The following is a 21,017-nucleotide window of genomic DNA, read 5'->3' as shown; positions in this document are numbered from 1 at the left end:
CTGTGCGGCGTCTTCCGGGGGCCGCTCAGGGGGAGGGCGTCAGCGACTTCATGGACACGGGGAAGTCGAAGCAGGTGTCGGGGTAGGGCTCCGGCTTGTAGGTGTAGTGCCACCACTCCTCGGCGAGGTTGACGAAGCCGAGGCCTTGGAGCGTGCGCTTCAGGAGCTGTCGGTTGGCGCGCTGATCGCCGATGATCCGGGGGTCGTCCGTGTGGGCGAGGGTGTCGAAGCAGTCGAAACCCGTGCCCATGTCGACGGAGTTGTCGGGGAAGCGTTCGGCCTTCGGCGCGTAGCACGGCACGAGCGGCCGGCCGGGGACGTAGGGACGGGTCGGTCCGACGGGCAGTGGGACGATCGTGAGGTCCATGGTGGATCCGCGGCTGTGCCCGGACTTCTCCGCGACGTAACCTTCCGCGAACAGACGCGTCTTGTCGACCCGGGGATAGAACTCCGGCTTCATCTTCTGGTCGTCGAGGTCCTTCGCCCAGCGCACGAAGTGGTCGACGGCGCGTTGCGGCCGGTAGCAGTCGTACACCTTGAGCGTGTAGCCCTCGCGCAGGAGCTTCGTCTGTGCCTTGTGGAGCGCTTCGGCGGCCGGGCGGGTGAGGAGGCACAGGGGCTGTCGGTAGCCGTCGATGCGCTCGCCGACGAAGTTGTGCGGGGTGAAGTACCGAATCTCCTGCAGGATCGTCGGGTCCACGGATCTCAGCGCGACGAAGTCCGAGGGCGCCTTGGGCTCCGGCGCGGCCGGAGCCGTGGCCGGGGCGGAGACGACGGCGAGGAGCGCGGCGAGCGCGGCGACGAGGCTTCGTACGACGACCGAGCGACGCGTCATGTCCCTTGCATTTATCAGTCGAGGGGTGCGGTGGGGAAGAACGCCTGTGCCGTTCGACGGCCCGTCTGCCGATTTCCGCGATCACGTGCCAGACTCCTGACGTCCCGTCAGATCCTTGCCAAGGAGGGGCCATGTCGCGGATCCACACCCCGGTGGTCGCCGGATGGTTCACATGCGAGGGAGAAGACTTCCGCCTTGTCGGCACACGGTGCTCCGCCTGCCGGACGGTGTTCTTCCCGCGTGAGGACGTCTGCTGCCGCAACCCCGGCTGCCAGGGAGGCGACCTCACCGAACTACCACTGTCCAAACGAGGGCGAATCTGGTCGTACACCGATACTCGTTACCGACCTCCGTCACCCTATGTGACGAATCCGGAACTTCCATGGAAGCCCTACGCGTTGATCGCGGTGGAACTGGAAGCAGAGCGCATCGTGGTGCTCGGGCAGGCGGTTCCGGGGGTGGCCGTAGCCGATCTGGCGGTGGGCATGGAGGCGGAGGTCGTCCCCGGGGTGCTGCACGAGGACGCGGAGACGACCTGGACGACATGGCACTGGCGGCCGACGGGGGTGGCGGGATGACGGACGACGTGGCGGTGCTCGGCGCGGGCATGCATCCATGGGGCAAATGGGGACGCGGCTTCGTCGCGTACGGGACGGTGGCCGCGCGGGCCGCGCTCACCGACGCGGGCATCGACTGGCGGGACGTTGGCTCGATCGTGGGTGCGGAAACCGTACGGGGCGGCTATCCCGGATACGTGGCGGGGGCGACGTTCGCCAAGGCGCTCGGCTGGCAGGGAGCGCGAGTGACGAGCGTGTACGCGGCGTGCGCCTCGGGCGCGCAGGCGGTCAACACCGCGCGGGCTCAGATCCTCTCGGGGCTCGCGGACGTGGTACTGGTGGTCGGCGCCGAGTCGGCCCCCAAAGGGTTCTTCCGCCCCGCGGGCGGTGACCGGCCCGACGATCCTGACTGGCTGCGGTTCCGGATCCTCGGGGCGACCAACCCGGCCTACTTCGGTCTGTACGCCCGCCGCCGGATGGCCGTCCACGGGGACACGGTTGACGACTTCACCCGGGTCAAGGTGAAGAACGCGGCCATGGGAGCCCTCAATCCGAACGCCCGGTACCGCAGTCGGGTCACCGCCGAGGAGGTCGCCGCCTCTGCGGTGGTGGCCGATCCGCTGCGGCTCCTCGACATCTGCGCGACCTCGGACGGCGGGGCGGCGCTCGTCCTGTCGAGCATGGAGTTCGCGCACCGGCACGGAGCGGCGCGGCCGGTGCGGATACGGGCGGTGTCCACAGTGACGCCGCGCTATCCCAACACCGCGCTCGACCTGCCCGACATCGCGACGGACTCGGCGGTGGCGGTCGAGCCGGCACCCGAGACGTTCCGCGCGTCGATCGCGCGAGCCGCGTACGAGGAGGCGGGGCTCGGGCCCGGGGACCTGTCCCTCGCCGAGGTGTACGACCTGTCCACCGCGCTGGAACTGCAGTGGTACGAGGACCTGGGGCTGTGCGCGGAGGGCGAGGGGGCCAAACTGCTGAGAGAGGGCGCCACAGCGCTCGGCGGGCACATACCTGTGAACGTGAGCGGTGGCCTGGCGTCCTTCGGCGAGGCGGTCCCGGCGCAGGCGATCGCCCAAGTGTGCGAGCTGACCTGGCAGTTGCGGGGTGAGGCGCGCGACCGCCAGGTGGCGGACGCACGCACCGGGATCACGGCGAACCAAGGGCTGTTCGGACACGGATCGGCGGTGATCGCGGTGCGGTGATACGGCGAGACCCCTCACGCTGGGTGATCACTCGGGAATGCTGTGTGAACAGGTCATGAACTCGGCCTGGGCGCACGCCGACGACGCCATCATGCTTACGTGCCCTCCTGGACGGACAGCATCCGCTTCGCCTTCCAGCCGGTGGTCAATCTGACGACCGGAGGGGTGGCGGCACTGGAGATCCTCGCGCGCCCGGAGACCGGCGATGTCCTCGCGCAGGCCCGTCGGGACCCTGAACTCGACGGCATTCTGGCCGCTTTGGCGGTCGGCGCGGCGACGCGGACGGAGACTCTGCTGCCGCTGCACGTCAACGTGTTCGCGGCGACGCTCGCCGATCTCGGTGGGCTCACCGCCCTGCGGCAGGCCGTGCGCCGAGCGGGGCGGCTGCCGTGGGAGGTGACGGTCGACATCGGCCCGCCGTACACGCACGTACCGCACCGGGCCCTGTCGGACGGGGTGAGGGTGCTGCGCGGCGAGGGCTTCCGGATCTGCGCGGACGGAGTCGGGGACGGCGACATACCACTGCGCCTGCTGTCCGACATGGCGCCGGACCTGCTGAAGCTCGACGCGTCCCTGCTGACGCGGCCGGCCGTTGTGCGGGCCATGCGGACGCTGTGCGAGCAGCTGGGTGCGCTGCTGTCGGTCGAGGGCGTGGAGACCGAGACGCAGTGCGCGGCGGTACGGGCGGCGGGGGCGCAGTTGGCGCAGGGCGATCTGTTCGCGCCGCCGTCCCGGCGGCCCGCCGTGGACGTGTACGTACCGGTGGCGGCCCCTTCCGTGCCGGCGACCGCGCGTACCGGGCCGTCGGTGCGGCAGTTCCTGCGGCCCGCCGCGCTGCTGCCCGCCACGGCCTCGGCGGGCCAGGTGCGGGCGCTGCTCACCGGGTCGCCCGAGGTCTCCGGAGTGTTGCTGGTGGACCCGGCCGGCGTGCCCGTCCGATCGGTGCACCGCTCGCGATTCCTGCTGTCGATGTCGGGGCGGTACGGGCATGCGCTGTACGCCGATCGGCCCGCCGCCAAGCTGGGTGATCCGCCGCGCACGGTGGGCATCGACGCCACGGCCTGGGAGGTGCTCGACGTGGTCGCGGTCGGCGGACGGGACCGCACCTCGGACGACGTGGCGGTGGTCGACCACCAGGGGCGGTGCGTGGCCGTCGTGCGGCTCGCGGACCTCGTGCGGGCGCTGGCCGAGAGCCGGGTCGAGGAGGCGGCGGGGCTCAATCCGCTGACCCGGCTGCCCGGGTCGGACGCGATCACCGGTGAGGTGGACCGGCGGATCGCGGACGGACGGACGTTCGCGTTGAGCTGGCTGGACATCGACCACTTCAAGCAGGTCAACGACGGGGCGGGGTTCGCCGCCGGCGACGAGCTCATCCGTGCGGTCGGGCACGCGTTGCAGGGCGCCGCGTCGGGGAGCACCCGGGTGGGACACATCGGCGGGGACGACTTCCTGGTGCTGGCTGATCCGGAGAGGCTCGATCCACTCGCCGTGTCGGTGCTGGACGCGCCCTGGTCGGCGGGCGGGCGCACGATCACGCTGTCACTGGCCACGGTTCTGTGCGCACCGGGCAGTGTGACCGACCACCGTCAGGCGGCGGCATGTCTGGCGCCCCTCAAGCAGGCGGCGAAGGCGCTGAGCGGCGCGAGTTGGGTCCTGGGCCGGGCCGGGCTCCCGGGCCACGAGATCCGGCGCGGCTCGCTCCCGGCTCCGGCCCCGGCGGGCGCCCCGGGTGGCCGCTGACAACAGGCCGCGGCCGCCCCTTCTCCCAGATCCTGCGGATGCCTCCCCACCGTTTTACGTCGCCTGCCTTGACGCTCGGTGGGTGCGGCGTAAAACTTCCGGATGTCAGTCGGCATCGCCGCATTCGGGCGCATTCGGGTCATGCGCCCCGAGGCCCACCCCCGTACCACGGGTCATCCCCCACCGGGCGGTTCCGCTGTACAGGCACGCTCGTCGCGGACGCCGGGCGGGGCTCGGGATCTCCCTGCCTTCGGCTGAAGTCGCCAAGGGAAACGCACCCTGCACGGAGGACCGACACGGGGCCGGACCGGACCCCGGGGCGAGGGCCTAGGAGCCGCCATGACGCATGCAAGCATCTTCGTTGGCGAGTTGATCGGCACGGCCATACTCATCCTGTTCGGCGCGGGAGTCTGCGCCGCCGTCACCCTGCACCACTCGAAGGCCAGGGGCGCGGGCTGGGTCGTCATCGCCTTCGGCTGGGGCTTCGGCGTCCTCGCGGGCGCCTACACCGCCGCCCCGAAGTCCGGCGGACACCTCAACCCGGCGGTGACCATCGGCCTCGCCATCGCCGGCATCACCAAGTGGCAGGACGTCCCGTACTACGTGCTGGGCCAGATGGCGGGCGCGATCCTCGGTGCCGTGCTGACCTGGCTGCTCTACTTCGCCCAGTTCCAGGCGAACGCCGACGAGGACAGGGCCCAGCCCACGCTCGGGATCTTCTCCACCGCCCCGGAGGTCCGCAATCCGGTCGCCAACCTGATCACCGAGATCATCGCGACCATGGGTCTGGTGCTGCCCATCCTGTTCTTCGGCAAGAACCTCGGCACCGGCATCGGCATCATCCCCGGCACGACGGCGTACGGCTCGGGCATCGGCATCCTGCTCGTCTCCCTGCTCGTCGTCGGCATCGGGCTCTCCCTCGGCGGGCCCACCGGATACGCGATCAATCCCGCCCGGGACCTCGGGCCGCGCATCACCCACGCCCTGCTGCCGATCCCCAACAAGGGCGGGTCGGACTGGGGCTACGCCTGGATACCGGTGGTAGGACCGCTGATCGGCGGTGCGCTGTCGGCCCTTGTGTACAAAGCAGCCTTCTGACCCTTTGACGAAGGGGACGTCATGACGGAGCACGACCGCAAGTACGTCGCCGCGATCGATCAGGGCACCACGTCCAGCCGCTGCATCGTCTTCGACCAGGGCGGTGGGATCGTCGCCGTCGACCAGCGCGAACACCGCCAGATCTTCCCCAAGCCGGGCTGGGTGGAGCATGACGCCACGGAGATCTGGTCCAAGGTGCAGGCGGTGGTCGCGGGCGCGATCGCCAAGGCCGGGCTGCGGGCCGACCAGATAGCCGCGCTCGGCATCACCAACCAGCGCGAGACCACGGTCCTGTGGGACCGCGCCACGGGCAAGCCCGTGCACAACGCGATCGTCTGGCAGGACACCCGGACGGCCGCGCTGTGCAACGAACTCGGCGGCTCCCACGGGCAGGACCGTTTCCGTGAGCAGACCGGGCTACCGCTCGCAAGCTATTTCTCCGGGCCCAAGGCGGCCTGGCTGCTGGACAACGTGCCCGGGCTCAGGGCCCGCGCGGAGCGCGGCGAGATCGCGTTCGGCACCATCGACTCCTGGCTCATCTGGAACCTGACCGGCGGCACGGACGGCGGACGGCACGTCACCGACGTCACCAACGCGGGGCGCACCATGCTGATGAACCTTCGGACGCTCCAGTGGGATGCCTCCATCCTGGCCGCCATGAACGTCCCGGAGGCGATCCTCCCGGAGATCAGGTCCTCCTGCGAGGTGTACGGGACCGCTGTCGGCCAACTCGCGGGCGTGCCGGTCGCCTCCGCGCTGGGCGACCAGCAGGCGGCGGTGTTCGGGCAGGCCTGCTACGACGTGGGGACGGCGAAGAACACCTACGGCACGGGCAGTTTCCTGCTGCTCAACACCGGCAACCGGCCGGTGCCCTCGAAGAACGGGCTGTTGACGACCATGGGCTACAAGATCGGTGACGAAGCGCCGGTCTACTGCCTGGAGGGATCGATCGCGATCACCGGTGCGCTGGTGCAGTGGTTCCGCGACCAGTTGGGCATCATCCGCACCGCGGACGAGATCGAGACGCTTGCGGCGAGCGTCGACGACAACGGCGGGGCGTACATCGTGCCCGCGTTCTCCGGCCTGTTCGCCCCCTACTGGCGCTCCGACGCGCGCGGGGTGGTCACCGGGCTGACCCGCTACGTCACCAAGGCCCACCTGGCGCGGGCGGTGCTGGAGGCGACGAGCTGGCAGACGCGTGAGGTCGTGGACGCGATGTACCAGGACTCCGGGGTGCCGATCACCACCCTGAAGGTCGACGGCGGCATGACGAAGAACAACCTGCTGATGCAGCACCAGGCGGACGTGCTGGGCGTGCCGGTGATCCGGCCGAAGGTCTCCGAGACGACCTGCCTGGGCGCCGCGTACGCGGCCGGCCTCGCGACCGGGGTGTGGAACGACCTGGACGAGCTGAAGTCGCACTGGCAGAAGGACGTCGAGTGGAGGCCCGCCATGGAGGCGTCGGTCCGCGACCGGGAGTATCGCAACTGGCGCAAGGCCGTGGAGAAGAGCTTCGGCTGGCAGGAGGAGGGGGCGGACTGACCCTCACCGTCCCCACGCGCGCGTGCGTCTCGCGTGAGCCACGCCCGCGTGCGTCTCGCGTGAGCCACGCGCGCGTGCGCGACGGCGGCTCGTACCCCGGTCGGCGGGGGTACGGGCCGCCCCTGCGTGTCCACACGGGATCAGGTGGCGACGCTCGCGCGGTGGTCGGCCGTGCGCGTCCCGGCGTGCCGCACGACCGCGATCAGCACCTCCTTGACCGACTCCCGCTCGCGGGCGTCACAGAGGACGACCGGTACGTCGTCGTCCAGGTCGAGGGCCTGCCGGATGTCCTCGGCGCGGTGCCGGACCGCGCCGTCGAAGCAGTTGACGCCGACGACGAACGGGATGGAACGGCGCTCGAAGTAGTCGACGGCGGAGAAGCAGTCCTGCAGTCGGCGGGTGTCGGCGAGGACGACCGCTCCCAGGGCACCGGTGGCCAGTTCGTCCCACAGGAACCAGAAGCGGTCCTGGCCGGGCGTCCCGAACAGGTAGAGCACCAGGTCCTCGCGGAGGGTGATGCGACCGAAGTCCATGGCGACGGTGGTGGTGTGCTTGCCTTCCACACCTCGGGTGTCGTCGACCGGACGGCCCGCCTCGGTGAGCACCTCCTCGGTGCGCAGCGGCCTGATCTCGCTGACCGCGCCGACGAGGGTCGTCTTGCCCACGCCGAAACCGCCGGCCACGAGAATCTTGAACGTGACAGGCTCGACCGGGGGCTTGCCGCGCTCACTGCGCCCGAGGACCATCGTTCTCTTCTCCTGCTTGACGGGGATCGGACGGCGGCGGTCCGTAACCTCCGCCGCCGGGGGTTTCGATGACGAGTACGTCGCCCGGGCCGACGTCCGCCGAATCACTGCCCGCGAGGCGCACCACGGTCCCGTCGGCGCGCTCCACGCGGTTCGCGCCGAGTGTCCCGGGCCTGCCGCCTGCCATGCCGTAGGGCGGGATCCTGCGGTGCTGGGAGAGCGTGGAGACGGTCATGGGCTCCCGGAACCGGATGCGGCGCACGGCACCGTCCCCGCCGCGCCAGCGTCCGTCGCCGCCGCTGCCGCGGCGCACGGCGAACTCCTCGAGCAGCACCGGCAGTCGCCACTCCAGGACCTCCGGGTCGGTCAGGCGCGAATTGGTCATGTGGGTCTGCACCACGGGCGCGCCCGGGAAGCCGTGACCGGCGCCGGATCCGGAGGCCACCGTCTCGTAGTACTGGTACCGGTCGTTGCCGAAGGAGACGTTGTTCATGGTGCCGGAGCCCTCGGCCTGCACCCCGAGCGCGGCGTACAGGGCCCCGGTGATGGCCTGGGAGGTCTCGACGTTACCGGCCACGACGGCGGCCGGGTACTCGGGCGCCAACATGGAGCCGGGTGGGACGATGATGTCGAGAGGGCGCAGACAGCCGTCGTTGAGGGGGATGTCGTCGGCGATCAGGGTGCGGAAGACATACAGGACGGCGGCGTCCACCACGGACAAGGGTGCGTTGAAGTTGGTCGTGAGCTGCGCGGACGTGCCGGTGAAGTCGACAGTGGCGCAGCGGTTCTCGCGGTCCACGCGGACACGGACGCGGATGACGGCGCCGGAGTCGGTCTCGTAGGCGTACTCGCCGTCGTCCAGGGCGTCGATGACGCGGCGCACGGCCTCCTCGGCGTTGTCCTGGACGTGCTTCATGTACGCCTGCACCACGTCGAGCCCGAAGTCCTCGATCATACGGCCGACTTCGTCGACGCCTTTGCGGTTGGCGGCGATCTGGGCGCGCAGGTCGGCGAGGTTGGTCCTCGGGTTGCGTGACGGGTGGGGCGCCTCGGTCAGCAGGCGGAGCGTCTCCTCCTCGCGGAAGCGGCCGCCCTCGGCGAGCAGCCAGTTGTCGAAGAGGACGCCCTCCTCCTCGATGGTGCGGCTGTGCGCGGGCATGGAGCCGGGCGCGATGCCGCCGATCTCCGCGTGGTGCCCGCGGGAGGCGACGTGGAAGAGGATCCGGTCGCCATCCGTGTCGAACACGGGGGTGATGACGGTGACGTCGGGCAGGTGGGTGCCACCGTGGTACGGGTCGTTGACGGCGTAGGTGTCGCCGGGGCGCATGGTGTCGCCGCGCCGGCGGATGACCTCCTTGACGCTGGTGCTCATCGAGCCCAGGTGCACGGGGATGTGCGGGGCGTTCGCGACGAGGTTGCCCTGGGGGTCGAAGAGGGCGCAGGAGAAGTCCAGGCGTTCCTTGATGTTGACGGACTGGGCGGTGGACTCCAGGCGGGCGCCCATCTGTTCGGCGATGGACATGAAGAGGTTGTTGAAGACCTCGAGCAGCACCGGGTCCACTTCTGTGTCCGGGTGGGAACTCTCCGTGATCGCCACACGTTCCATGACCAGATGCCCGTCGTCCCGGGCCTCGGCTCGCCAGCCGTCGTCGACGACGGTCGTCGCACTGGCCTCGGTGATGATCGCCGGGCCGGTGACGGCTTCGCCGGGAGGCAGATGCTCCCGGCGGTGGAGAGGTACGTCGCGCCAGACGCCGCCCGTGTGGAGGCGGACGGACTCCGGCGCAGCGGAGCGGCCCTCGTACGGGGCGAGGGCGGAGAGATCGGGGGGTTCGGTGACGCCGGTGGCTTCCACGGAGAGGGCTTCGACGACGATCGGGCGGTCGAGCGTGAAGGAGTACGTGGCGCGATGACGTTCTTCGAAGGCGTGGCTCATCGCGCCGGGCTCGGTCAGCTCGACGGTGAGCGTGGTGTCGGTGCCGTCGTAGCGCAGCTGGGCCCGGCGGGTGACCCGGATGCGGCCCTCGGGCACGTCCTCGGCGAGGAGTTCGGCGCGGGCGGCGCTCTCGAGGTCGTCGGCGGTCTTCAGGACGCCGGGCATCGAGGCGGGCTCCAGGGGTGCCTCGACGGACTGTTCGCGCATGGCGGTGGTGTCGGCGAGTCCGATGCCGAGCGCGGAGAGCACGCCGGCCATGGGGGGTACGAGGACGGTGCGGATGCCCAGGGAGTCGGCGACCAGGCACGCATGCTGGCCGCCTGCCCCGCCGAAGGTGGTGAGCGCGTAGCGGGTGACGTCGTGGCCCTTCTGCACCGAGATCCGCTTGACGGCGCTCGCGATGTTGGCGACGGCGATCTGCAGGTAGCCCTCGGCGACCTGTTCGGGGGTGCGGTCGTCTCCGGTCCGCTCGCGGATGTCGCGGGCGAGGGCGGCGAAGCGCTCGCGGACGAGGGCGTCGTCCAGGGGCTGGTCGCCGTCGGGGCCGAACACGCGCGGGAAGTGGGCGGGTTGGATTCGGCCGAGCATCACATTGGCGTCGGTGACGGTGAGCGGCCCGCCGCCGCGATAGCAGACGGGTCCCGGGTCCGCGCCCGCCGAATCCGGCCCTACGCGGTAGCGGGAGCCGTCGAAGTGGAGGATCGAGCCGCCGCCCGCCGCGACCGTGTGGATGTCGAGCATGGGCGCCCGCAACCGCACTCCGGCGATCCGCGTGGTGAAGACGCGTTCGTACCCGCCGGCGAAGTGCGACACGTCCGTGGAGGTGCCGCCCATGTCGAAGCCGATGACTCGGTCGAAGCCGGCGAGCTGCGACATGCGGGCCATACCGACGATGCCGCCCGCGGGTCCGGACAGGATGGCGTCCTTGCCGCGGAACTGTCCGGCCTCCGCCAGCCCGCCGTTGGACTGCATGAACATCAGTCGTACGCCGTGCAGTTCGTCGGCGACGTGCTGGACGTAGCGGTGCAGGACCGGCGAGAGGTAGGCGTCGACCACGGTCGTGTCGCCGCGCGGCACCAGTTTCATCAGGGGGCTGACCTCGCTGGACAGCGAGATCTGCGGGAAGCCGGTGCGGGCGGCCAGCTCGCCGATGGCCCGTTCGTGGGCGGGGTGCAGATGGCTGTGCATGCAGACCACGGCGATCGCGCGGATCCCGTCGTCGTACGCCCCGCGCAGCGGTCCGGCCAGGGCGTCCAGGTCAGGGACGCGCAGGACGGTGCCGTCGGCGGTGACGCGTTCGTCGACCTCGACGACCCGCTCGTACAGTAGCTCCGGCAACTCGATCGCGCGGGCGAAGAGGTGCGGGCGGTTCTGGTAGGCGATGCGCAGGGCGTCGCGGAAGCCACGGGTGATGACGAGGAGGGTGCGTTCGCCCGTACGTTCCAACAGGGCGTTCGTGGCGACGGTGGTGCCCATACGGACGGCGTCGACGGCGCCGCCGTCCTCGAGGAGTTCACGTACGCCGGCGACGGCGGCGTCGGCGTATCGGTGGGGGTTGTCCGACAGCAGCTTGTGGGTGAGCAGCCGGCCGTCCGGGCGGCGCGCGACGACGTCGGTGAAGGTGCCGCCGCGGTCGACCCAGAACTGCCAGCCCGTGGTCACGTCCGTCTCTCCGATCGCGCTGCTCGGAACCCTGCCCGCAGGTGCGTGATCGGCGCACTGCGGTGGGTAGCCGACGATCACTTGGATCATATCGGGACCGGGGTTCTAGCGCCGGTCCGCGCGCGGAAGGGCACGTCGGCGCCGCCCCGCCCGTGCGTCGCGGTCCTGGTGGCAGGGCCACGTGCGCGGCCGGTGGGGATGGCCGCGCACTCGGCCGGAGCGCGCGGCACCCCCGGCTCACAAGGCCCGCAGGCCGTTGATCACATCGCGCAGGATGCTCTCGTCCACCAACTCGGCGGGCGGCACGGGACGGGTGACGTGGACCAGTTCCTCGTCCACCAGGTCCCCGACGAGCACCCGCACCACGCCGACGGGCAGATCGAGCTCGGCGGCGAGCTCGGCGACCGACCGGGGGGTGTCACGGCACAGTTCGACGATGTTCACGTGCTCCGGGGACAGCGACGGGTTCGTCTCGGGATCGTCCACGTGCGGCTCGGTGACGACCACCGCGATCAGGTCGAGGCGGTGCTGCACCTCGTGGCTGGTGCGGCCGCGCGTCATGGCGTACGGACGGACGACCGGTCCGGCCTCGTCGTCGAACCAGTGGCTGCTTCCCTGACCGTCTCGGCTCATGCCGTCCCACTACCCGCCCGTGGGCAGATCGGAGCGCGGAGCGGATCCCAGATGTGCGCCGACCCGTTTGACGAGGAGGGTCATCTCGTAGGCCACCTGTCCGACGTCGGAGTCGGCGTCCGACAGGACGGCGAGACAACTGCCGTCGCCTGCGGCGGTGACGAACAGGAAGGCCTCGTCGAGTTCGACGATGGTCTGGCGGACCCCGCCGGCGTCGAAGTGCCGGCCGACGCCCTTGGCGAGGCTGTGGAATCCGGAGGCGACCGCGGCCAGGTGTTCGCTGTCCTCCCGGCTCAGCTCCTTGGAGACACCTGTGGGCAGACCGTCGCTGGAGAGCACGAGCGCCTTGCGGATGCTGGCGACACGCTCCACCAAGTCGTCGAGGAGCCAGTTCAGCTCCCCCGACGCCGTGTTGGTCGCGGTGGGCCCTGCGGCCTTCGGTGCGGTCATCGACCGTCCCCCTTTGTCGTTCGTGGTGCTGAGCCGTCCTGGGCCTCGTCGCCCGCGGCGTTCTCCTCGCGGCCGCGCTGCCAGCCCCGTTGGAGGGAGGCGAAACGGCTGCGAACCTCGTCGGCGTCGCGCTCGGCGAGCCCCGCCCGGTTCGCGGTGCCCGACCGCTCGCGATCGGCGCGCCGGTCGGGCCCGTCCTTCAACTGTGGGGCGAGGCTGGCCTGCCGTACCCGGCGGGGCAGCGGGCCCGCGCCCCCGTCAGCCTCTCCGGCCGCCGCGTCCCGGCTGGGAATGGTCCCGTCCGGGTCGGACGGGGGCCGGGTGCGGCGCCGCTGGGGCAGGGCAGCCACCTCAGTGCGATCATCGTACGAACGTGTGACACCCGCCTTGGGTTCCCCGGAGCGGCCGGACGGCCTGCGGGCTTCCAACCCCGTCGCGCCGCGGTTGGGCGAGCTCGGCTCCTCGTCGGCTGCCGATCGTCGGGGTCCCTGTCCGATCACCGGGCGGCCGTGGGAGCTGACCAGCTTGGGGGTGCGGCGGTGCGGCAGCGGGACGGGGGCGCCCAGATGGTCGGTGTCGCCGGTGCGGGCGGCCTCTCGCCGTGTGCCGCGTGCCTGCCGGTGTTGTTCGCCCGGGGGGTCCGCGAGGGAGCGGCGGGGCCGGAAGACGCCACGTTCGTCGTCCCGGTCGCCGAGAGCGCCCGCGAAGTCGTCGAGCGCGTCGAGGTCGATGGGTACCTCCAGCTCGACGGGGCCGTCCAGGATCGACGCGGGAACACCCGGGAGCCTGACGGGGGCGTGGGACGGCGCCGAGGCGCGGTCCTTGCGGGGGTCGGACGCCGTGTCGGGCAGGGCTCGGTCGAGGCGGAAGCCGACGCCGTTGGTGCCCGGGACGTCGTCGGTGAGGAGTGTGTCGGGGATGAAGACGACGGCCGTGGTGCCGCCGTACGGGGACGGCTGGAGGGAGACGCGGACGCTCTGCCGCCGGGCGAGCCGGCTGACCACGAAGAGGCCGAGCCGGTCGGTGTCGGAGAGCTCGAACTCGGGCGTTTCGGCCAGCCGCAGGTTGGCGTCCATGAGCGCCTCGGCGGTCATGCCGAGGCCGCGGTCGTGGATCTCCAGGGTGAAGCCGTTGGCGACGCGCTCGCCGACGACCTGGACGGCGGTGTGCGGCGGCGAGAACACGGTGGCGTTCTCCAGAAGCTCGGCCACCAAGTGGGTGAGGTCGGCGACCGCGGGCCCGGTGACGGCGACACGGGGCAGCCGACGCACCTCGATGCGCTCGTAGTCCTCGACCTCGGCGACGGCGGCGCGCACCACGTCCATGAGTTGGATGGGCTTGCGCCACTGACGGGAGGGGGCGGCGCCGGAGAGGATGACGAGGCCCTCGGCATGGCGGCGCATGCGCGTGGTGAGGTGGTCGAGGCGGAACAGGTCGGCGAGTTCCTCGGTGTCGTCGGTCCTGCGCTCCATGGCGTCGAGCAGGGTGAGCTGCTTGTGCAGCAGAACCTGGCTGCGGCGGGCGAGGTTGACGAAGACCTCGGAGACGCCGGCGCGCAACTCGGCCTGTTTGACGGCGGCTTCGACGGCGGCGCGCTGAATGGTGTTGAGGGCCTGACCGACCTCGCCGATCTCGTTCTTGTCGTACTCCAGGCGGGGCACCTCGGTCTCGACGTCGACCTGTTCGCCCGCCGAGAGGCGTCGCATCACGCTGGGCAGCCGCACCCCGGACGCCTCGTGGGCCTCCAGGCGCAGCCGACGCAGGTCGCGGATGAGGGTGCGGCCGATCCGGACGGACATGATCAGGGAGACCAGCAGTGCGATGAGGCCGAGGACGCCGGGGATGGCCGCCTTGATGATGACGTTGACGGCGAGGGGGCGGACGCGGTCCTGGTAGCGGTCGTCGGCCTGGGTGCTCATCCGGTCGAGCCGGTCCAGGACCTGACCGGCGGCCTCGTCCCAGCTCTTTGCGGTCACACCGCGCGGGACGCCGGGGGTGGCGCCGATGACGGCCTGTTCGGCCACGCGCAGGGGCGCGGTGTCGGCGTTCTTCCAGTACCGCTGGAAGCGCCCACTCTCCGACTCCGGCAACAGCGGCAGGCTGACGTCGTACATCACGGAGCGCTGGGCGACGAGGACGGAGACGTCGTGGATCTCGCCGCGGGTGAGCCGACCGGCGACGAGCGCGGAGCCGAGGAGGGCGTCCTCACGGGAGAGCAGTTCACGGGCGCGGAAGACGTTGACGAGGGCACGGCCCTGCTTGTCCATCTCCACGTTGTCGAGGAGGTGCAGATTGCCCAGCAGTGCGAAGCAGGGGTCGACGAGCCGGTCGTAGAGGTCGAGGGCCTGGGAGCGGTTGACGGTGCCGTCCTCGACGCTGCGGCGCAGCGACGCCATGCCGTCGAGAGCCTCCAGGATGGAATCGAGGCGCTCGGCGGTGCCCTGCCCCATGTCCTCGTGCAGGTCCTCGTCCTTGCTGTTGCGACGGAGTTTGGCCACCACCTCGTCGGTGGCGGCGCGGCTGCGGCGCAGCGCGGTGAGGGAGGCGGAGGCCCGCGGGTCGGCGAGGTAGACAAGGGTCTGGCGACGCTCCTGTTGCAGGACGCGGACGGTGTCCTCGGTGGGGTAGCCGACCTCTTCGACGATGTGCGAGACGTTGAACAGGGACTGGGCCTCACGGCCGGTGAGGACCGTGGCAAAGGCCCAGACGGCGGTCAGGGAGAGCAGCGGCACGAGAAGCAGCGCCACGATCTTCCAGCGGATGGACTTCCCGCGAAAGCGCATGGCCTCCCCCAGCTCGACCCCCTCCGTCCCGGGGGTACACATGTGCGTCAACAAACGGCGCGAGCCTACTACCGACCGACAGTTATCTCGAAGGGGCGAGCGGGCGCGCCACCCGTGGAAGACCAGCCGGGGGTGGGCAGTTGTCCTGCCATTACGGGAGATCGCCTCCCCGCAACCGGCAGGCGGCGCGGTGGGGTATCCGGCCGGGAATTGGGGGCGTCTTGGCCGGAATTTTTCGTTCGTTGGGAATCTTAACGGAACGTCGATCGTCTTCCTGTACGGAAATTGGGGGCGGAATCGGCCACAGGCGCCGCATGCCGCACTCGGGCGGCGTAAAACAGCGCAAGCCGGGCAGCCACTGGGGAGTCGGTGTCGGTGGCATCGGGACGAGTGGTCTGCGGGCGGTGGGGAGTGACGGGTTGATGGGCACGGCGGAGCGGCGCGGAACACCCGGGACGGGCGCCGCGGCGCCCACAGCGGCGCGAAGGGGCTCCCAGGCACCGGATCGCGACATTCCGGCCGGCGTGGAGCGCCGGGTGCCGCAAGGGCGCGGCCCGGTCGACGGCCGGGGCGTCCCGCAGCTTGCGGGCGAGGAACGACACAGAAGCCCCGTGGCGGACGGTGAGCAGCGTGCTGCGTCGTCCTACCGGCCGTTGTGGGTGGAGGAGCCCGCGCGTCGGCGGCGGCTGCCGGATCCCGTGCGGACGGCGGCGGTGCGGGCGGTCCTCATCATCGCGGTGACGCTGATCCAGGCGGTGATCGCTGTGCTGTGCACGCTGGCCGACTCCTGGCTGGCGTTCCCCATGGTGCTGAGCAGCGTGGCGAGCACGGTGGTGGCGACGTGGGGCGCGCTGGACGTCTGGGTGACGCGCCAGGTGTGGAACCAGCGCCATGGAGTGGTGTCGGTCCCGAGCAGCACGGCACGCGCCCTGCGCCGCGAACGCCGCGCGGCCCGCCGCCGGGCGCGAGTGGCTGAGCGGGCTCAGGAGCGCATACGCCGGCGCGGCGGGACCGGTCAGTTGTCGCATCCGTGACGGGATGCGGGACCCTTCGCGCTCGCGCATGGGACGGCACGGGGGCAGGGCGCGCGGTGGGACGGTCCGCCACCGGTCCCCCCGACTTCGCACAGTTCGCCGCGCCCTCAGGGCGCCGCGGTTGCCGGACGCTTGAACATCCGCGTCGCCGTGATCTCGCTGTGTACCGCCTCGCCGGCCTGGGGCTGCTGCGGCAGTCCCGGCCGGAGGTGTTCCTCCACTCGGATGTACTTCAGGCCGGCCCGCAGGTCGGCGTCGTTGCGCAACCGGATGACCAGCGGGAACTCCGCGAGCGCGGTGGTGTCGAACAGGCCGGTGGTGTAGAGCAGCTGCACCCCGAGCGCGTCGGAGACGGCCCGCTGGAGCTCCAGCAGGTACGTCGCGTTGGCGCGTCCGATGGGGTTGTCCAGGAACAGCGTGCCCGCGTGGCGGTGCTTGTCGCGGCCCCGGTCGTTCGAGCGCAGCGCGGCCATCGTGCAGTACAGCGCGATGGCGGCGGTGAGCAGCTGGCCGCCCGAGAAGACATCTCCCATCTGTCCGACCGGCACCCGCTCGGCGCGCAGCACGGCGTCCGGCTTGAGGATCTCGACGGCGACGCCCTTGGGCTGGAGTGCCGCGCTGACACCGCGCAGGAGCAGCGACATGCCGTCGCGACGCAGGTCGGAGTTCTTCTTGACGGCCGCGCGGGTCGCCTCGTCGATGACCTCGCCGAGCCGTTCGATGAGCGTGGCCTGGTCGGGCTCCTCGAAGCGGATGCGCAGGAACTCCTGCCCCGACCACTCGCCGAGCCCCTCGGGCAGCCGGGACAGGCGTTGGGCGGAGCGCAGGGTGGCCAGCGCGGATTCCACGAGGCCGCGCAGCCGGTCCACGATGGAGTCCCGGTTGCGTTCCAACTGAGCCAACTCGTCGGTCAGGACCCGGAGTCGGGGTGCGAACGCCTCCGCCCAGCGCTGCGCGTGCTCGGGCAGGGCGGACGCGGGCAGTTCCCGGATCTGCTGGCGGGCGGGTGTGCGGACCTGCTCGTACCGCGTCGAGTTGGCGTGCCGTACGAGGACGTCGGAGGCCTCGCGCACGGCGGCCTCGGCGGCGGACAGGTCGGCGGCGCAGCCGCGCAGCGAGCGACGGGCCTCGGCGGCGGCCTTCCGGGCCTCCTCGAGGTTGCCCGGGTACGGCTCCGGCTGCTCCTGTTCCTCGTCCGAGGTGTGCTCGCGCAGCAGGTCGCGCAGCATGGCCGCGATCTCGTCGAAGCCGCTCGCCGCGTCCTCGGCGGCCCGGTGGGCCTCCAGGAGTTCGGCATGGGCCTCGCGGGCCTGGCTCAGGGCCTCGGTGCGGGAGGCGAGTTCGGCCGTCGCCGTGCGCAGCAGGGCCTGGGCGTGTTCGGTGTCGCGGGGCACCAGCTCCTCGGGGAGTTCAGTGTGGGCCTCGCCGTTCTCGGGGGCGTGCCGTTCGGCTTCGCCGCGCAGCCGGCCCAGTTGCTCGCTGGCGGAGGACATCCGGGTCTCCAGGAGCTGCACCAGTTCCTCGGCGCGCGCGGCGGCGGCCTGCCGGGACGGCCCGTCGGAGCCGTCCGGCGAGGCGAGGAGCTGTTCGGCGCGGGTGCGCACCTTGTTGCTGAGCCGGTCCAGTTCGGCACGTGCGGCGGACTCGTCGCTCTCGGCCCGGGCCTGCTCGGCGCGCAGGTCGGCGCCGACGCCGACCTTCTCGTAGACCTGGGAGGCGGCCCGGTAGGCCTCACGGAGGGCGGGCAGGGACGCCTTCGGCGCGTCGGTGAGGTCCTCCGGTACGTCATCGGGGGCGCCCGCGATCTCGGAGCGCTCGGCGCGCAGCGCACGCGCCGTGCGGCGCGCGTCGTCGGCGGCGCGCTGGGCCGCGCGCCGGTCCTCGTCGGCGGCGCGGGCGCGCTCCAGGCAGGACTGGGCGCGGGCCTCGGCCTCGACCGCCTCGTCGGCGAGTTCGCGCAGCTTGGCCTGCCAGCCGGCGCGTTCGCGCAGCCGGAAGGCCAGTCCGGCGAGCGCGTCGGCGGCACGGCGGGCCTTCTGCGCGGCCTCCTGGCGCTCGTCGCGCACCTGAGCAGCCTCGGCGGCCGTCTCCTCGGCCTCGGCCCGGACGGTTCGTGCCTCGGCCAGCTCGGCCTCGGCCTCCTCGGCGAACGCGCGGGCGTCCCGTGCTGCCTGCGCCAGTTCGGTGAGCCGGCCGGCCGGGCATCCCGTGCGCCAGGAGGCGAGCCGGGCGGCGAGTTCACGGTCCTTCCCCAGTCGGGCCGCGAGCGCCCGGATCTCCTCGTCCCGCTCGGTGGCGCGGGCGCGCAGTGCCCGGCGCTCCTGGTCGGCGGCGTGCTCGTCGTGCATGGCCGGGTTCGGCGGGACGAGGAACACGTCGCCGCTGTTGTCGCGCTCGTCGACGGGCGGGGGCGGGGCGAGCAGCGCGGCGGCGGTGCCGACGGCGACGGCGGAGCGGGGCAGCAGGGCCGCGTCGCTCAGCACTTCCCGCGCGCGGGTGTGGGAGTCCGGGTCGGTGATGATCACGCCGTCGACCAGTTCGGGCCGGGCGGCCAGTACGCGCGCGTGGTCGGCGGGGTCGACGGCCTGCGCGAGATAGCGCCAACCGGGCAGGGCCGGAATGCCGTGCTCGCCGAGGAACTCGACGGTCGCGAGCACGTCCGGGCCCGGCGGCAGCAGCCCGCCGTCGCCGAGGGCCCCGAGGATGCGCGCGTCGTCGGCCGCCGCGGTCCGCAGTTCGAAGAGCTGCCGCTCGGCTGAGGAGACGGAGTCGTCGAGCAGTTCGCGCAGTTCGTCGGCGAAGCGGTCCAGTTCCTCGGCGGTGAGGGCGACGTCGGCCGTTCCGGTTTCGTGGGAGTCGTCGTCCCTGCGGGGTGCCGGGACCCGGGGGCGTGCGCCGGTGCCGGACAGGCTCAGCAGTTCCGCCAGGCGCTCCTCGGCCGCCAGCGCCTCGGCGGTGCGCCGCTCGGCCTCGTACGTCCGCTCGGCGGCCGTGGCCGCGTCCGCCGCGCGGGCCGCCGTCAGTTCGGCCCGGGACTCCGCGGAGGCCGCCTCGCGCGCGTGCTCGGCGGCACGGCGGGAGGCGTCCCGTGCGGCGTCCCAGGCGGCGACGGCCGTCTTCTCGGCGTCGCTCGCGGCGAGCGCGGCGCGCGCCGGGTCCGCGTCCGGGGCGCTGTCGTCCAGCCAGCCCGCGCGCACGGCCTCGGTGGTCTCCTGCTCGACCTCGGTCAGCCGCTGTCGCAAATGGCCGGCCTCGCTGCGGGCGCGCTGCGCCTCGGTGGCGGCGGTGGTCGAGTCCCGGTACGCGGACTCGCTCACCTCCTGCAGGGCGGCGGACCGCTCCTCCTCCTCGTTGGCGAGCAACTCGGCGCTCTCGGCGGCCGCGTGCAGTGCCCGCACGAGGTCGACGGCTGCCTTGGCGCGGGCGGCGAGTGCGGGTGCGGCGTCCCGTTCGGCCTCCTGGATGGCGGCCGACACGCGCGCCACGCGGTCGGCGGCGGCACGGTGCCGCAGCACGGCCTCGGCGGCCTGCCACGCGGAGTACAGCTGGCGGGCGTCGGCCAGCTCCCGCTTCTGCGCCGCCGCGGCCTTCTCCGCACCGGCGAGCGCCAAGGAGGCGTGGCGGTAAGCGAGTTCGGCCGCGATCAGCGCGCTGTGCTCGCGGGCGCTCTCGGCCTGGGTGACGGCGTGCGCGGCCGCGGTGACCTGCTGGGCCAGGTCGGCGGCGCGCGTCCGCTCCTGCACCCCGCGCGCGGACAGCCGCCGCGCCAGCGTGCGCGTCCGCCGCTCGGCGCCCGCGTGGATGTCACGCGCCCGCGACCGGGCCTCGGCGGCGTCGACGATACGCCCGAGCAGGTCCACGGACCCGGCGGTGAAGTCCCGTTCGGCGATCAGCTCCGCGCGCCGGCCCAGCTTGTTGCCGAAACCGCTGACCAGGTCGGCGAGTCCGTCGGTGTCCCGGGTGTCGGTGACGGCACGCAGCAGCAGGTCCGTGAAGTCGGAGTCCTTCTTGACCGCGAACAGACCGGCGGCCTCACCCTCGTCCGCGTTCATCTCGCGCTGGTAGCGGAAGAGTTCGGGGTCCAGGCCGAGGTCCGTCAGGTGCTCGTTCCAGCGGTCGTGGATCTCCTCCCAGTGCACCTCCAGGTGCGGGTACGCCTTGCCCGCCTCCATGAGCGCGTCCCGGAAGCCCTTCATGGTGCGGCGCCGCCCCTGCGCCCCGGAGGCGCCCTCGACGGGTGGCCGTACGGCGGTGGACTCGGCGACGGGCAGGTTGTCCAGGGTGAGTCCGGGGCCCGGGCGGAAGGAGTACCAGGCCTCGGCGAACTTCCGTGGGTCGTTGGAGACCTGCCGGCCGCGCCACTCGCTGACCTTGCCGACGACGACGCACTCGCCGGTCTGCACGTGCTGCCACTCCAGCGCCACGTGTCCGCAGTCGTCGGCGAGCAGGAACTTGCGCAGGACACCGGAGCTGGCGCCGCCGAGCGTGTTGCGGTGGCCCGGCAGCATCACGGAGAAGATCAGCTTGAGCAGGACGGACTTGCCGCCGCCGTTCTCCAGGAAGAGCACGCCCGCGGGGGCGGGCCTGCGGGGCGGCCCGGCGGGCTCCTCCTCGAAGAACTCCGCCTGGGTGGGCGCGGGTTCGGGCACCGGATCACCCACGCCCCGCAGGTCCAGCACGGTGTCGGCATAGCGCGCACCGGCCGGACCGATGGAGTAGAGGCGGACCCGGGACAGCTCGTACATGGCGGCGGACTCTCGTCGTAAGTCTTGCTGGTGTGTCGTAAGTCTTGC

At 72.0% G+C, this 21,017-nt stretch carries 13 protein-coding genes; 6 read left to right on the top strand and 7 right to left on the bottom strand.

Features of this window, described 5'->3' with window-relative positions; translation table 11 throughout:
* Window positions 1-25 precede the first annotated feature (25 nt).
* Window positions 26-835, bottom strand: coding sequence for a M15 family metallopeptidase (locus ACFYZJ_RS32005; protein WP_388573780.1), 810 nt, complete (start codon window positions 833-835; stop codon window positions 26-28).
* Between the two features lie 152 nt (window positions 836-987).
* Here ACFYZJ_RS32005 and ACFYZJ_RS32000 point away from each other — a divergent pair, with 152 nt between their 5' ends.
* From ACFYZJ_RS32000 to glpK, 5 genes are all read left to right on the top strand, one after another.
* Window positions 988-1,413, top strand: coding sequence for a Zn-ribbon domain-containing OB-fold protein (locus ACFYZJ_RS32000; protein ID WP_388573807.1), 426 nt, complete (start codon window positions 988-990; stop codon window positions 1,411-1,413).
* Window positions 1,410-2,600, top strand: a complete 1,191-nt coding sequence (locus ACFYZJ_RS31995; protein WP_388573778.1) for a lipid-transfer protein — start codon at window positions 1,410-1,412, stop codon at window positions 2,598-2,600. The genes ACFYZJ_RS32000 and ACFYZJ_RS31995 overlap by 4 nt, the downstream gene beginning before the upstream one ends.
* A 99-nt stretch (window positions 2,601-2,699) precedes the next feature.
* Window positions 2,700-4,340, top strand: a complete 1,641-nt coding sequence (locus ACFYZJ_RS31990; RefSeq protein ID WP_388573776.1) for an EAL domain-containing protein — start codon at window positions 2,700-2,702, stop codon at window positions 4,338-4,340.
* A gap of 339 nt (window positions 4,341-4,679) precedes the next feature.
* The gene (locus ACFYZJ_RS31985) at window positions 4,680-5,438 is read left to right on the top strand and encodes an MIP/aquaporin family protein (protein ID WP_388573774.1); all 759 of its coding nucleotides are present in this window, start codon (window positions 4,680-4,682) and stop codon (window positions 5,436-5,438) included.
* 21 nt (window positions 5,439-5,459) lie between these two features.
* Window positions 5,460-6,980, top strand: a complete 1,521-nt coding sequence (glpK, locus tag ACFYZJ_RS31980) for a glycerol kinase GlpK (protein ID WP_388573772.1) — start codon at window positions 5,460-5,462, stop codon at window positions 6,978-6,980.
* A 140-nt stretch (window positions 6,981-7,120) separates the two neighbouring features.
* Here glpK and ACFYZJ_RS31975 read toward each other — a convergent pair whose 3' ends face one another.
* The 5 genes from ACFYZJ_RS31975 to ACFYZJ_RS31955 form a co-directional block, all read right to left on the bottom strand.
* Window positions 7,121-7,726 carry an ATP/GTP-binding protein gene (locus ACFYZJ_RS31975; RefSeq protein WP_388573770.1) on the bottom strand — a complete coding sequence of 202 codons (606 nt, stop codon included), beginning with the start codon at window positions 7,724-7,726 and terminating at the stop codon, window positions 7,121-7,123.
* Window positions 7,707-11,324 carry a hydantoinase B/oxoprolinase family protein gene (locus tag ACFYZJ_RS31970; RefSeq protein ID WP_388573768.1) on the bottom strand — a complete coding sequence of 1,206 codons (3,618 nt, stop codon included), beginning with the start codon at window positions 11,322-11,324 and terminating at the stop codon, window positions 7,707-7,709. Before ACFYZJ_RS31970 ends, ACFYZJ_RS31975 begins: the two co-directional genes overlap by 20 nt.
* Before the next feature lie 237 nt (window positions 11,325-11,561).
* Complete coding sequence (locus ACFYZJ_RS31965; protein WP_388573766.1) at window positions 11,562-11,957, bottom strand: DUF742 domain-containing protein; 396 nt, start codon at window positions 11,955-11,957, stop codon at window positions 11,562-11,564.
* Between the two features lie 9 nt (window positions 11,958-11,966).
* Window positions 11,967-12,407, bottom strand: a complete 441-nt coding sequence (locus ACFYZJ_RS31960; protein WP_388573764.1) for a roadblock/LC7 domain-containing protein — start codon at window positions 12,405-12,407, stop codon at window positions 11,967-11,969.
* Entirely contained in the window at window positions 12,404-15,190 is a 2,787-nt protein-coding gene (locus ACFYZJ_RS31955; protein WP_388573762.1) for a nitrate- and nitrite sensing domain-containing protein, read from the bottom strand. Before ACFYZJ_RS31955 ends, ACFYZJ_RS31960 begins: the two co-directional genes overlap by 4 nt.
* A gap of 422 nt (window positions 15,191-15,612) precedes the next feature.
* Here ACFYZJ_RS31955 and ACFYZJ_RS31950 point away from each other — a divergent pair, with 422 nt between their 5' ends.
* Window positions 15,613-16,224, top strand: coding sequence for a hypothetical protein (locus ACFYZJ_RS31950; RefSeq protein WP_388573760.1), 612 nt, complete (start codon window positions 15,613-15,615; stop codon window positions 16,222-16,224).
* A 107-nt stretch (window positions 16,225-16,331) separates the two neighbouring features.
* Here the strand turns inward: ACFYZJ_RS31950 and ACFYZJ_RS31945 are convergent, their stop codons facing one another.
* Window positions 16,332-20,969 (bottom strand): hypothetical protein, encoded by a 4,638-nt coding sequence (locus ACFYZJ_RS31945; protein WP_388573758.1) that lies wholly within the window; start codon window positions 20,967-20,969, stop codon window positions 16,332-16,334.
* Window positions 20,970-21,017: the final 48 nt, after the last annotated feature.

It is taken from the genome of Streptomyces sp. NPDC001848 (assembly GCF_042891915.1).
Taxonomy (GTDB): Bacteria; Actinomycetota; Actinomycetes; order Streptomycetales; family Streptomycetaceae; genus Streptomyces.
This window is presented reverse-complemented; position numbering and strand designations above follow the sequence as displayed.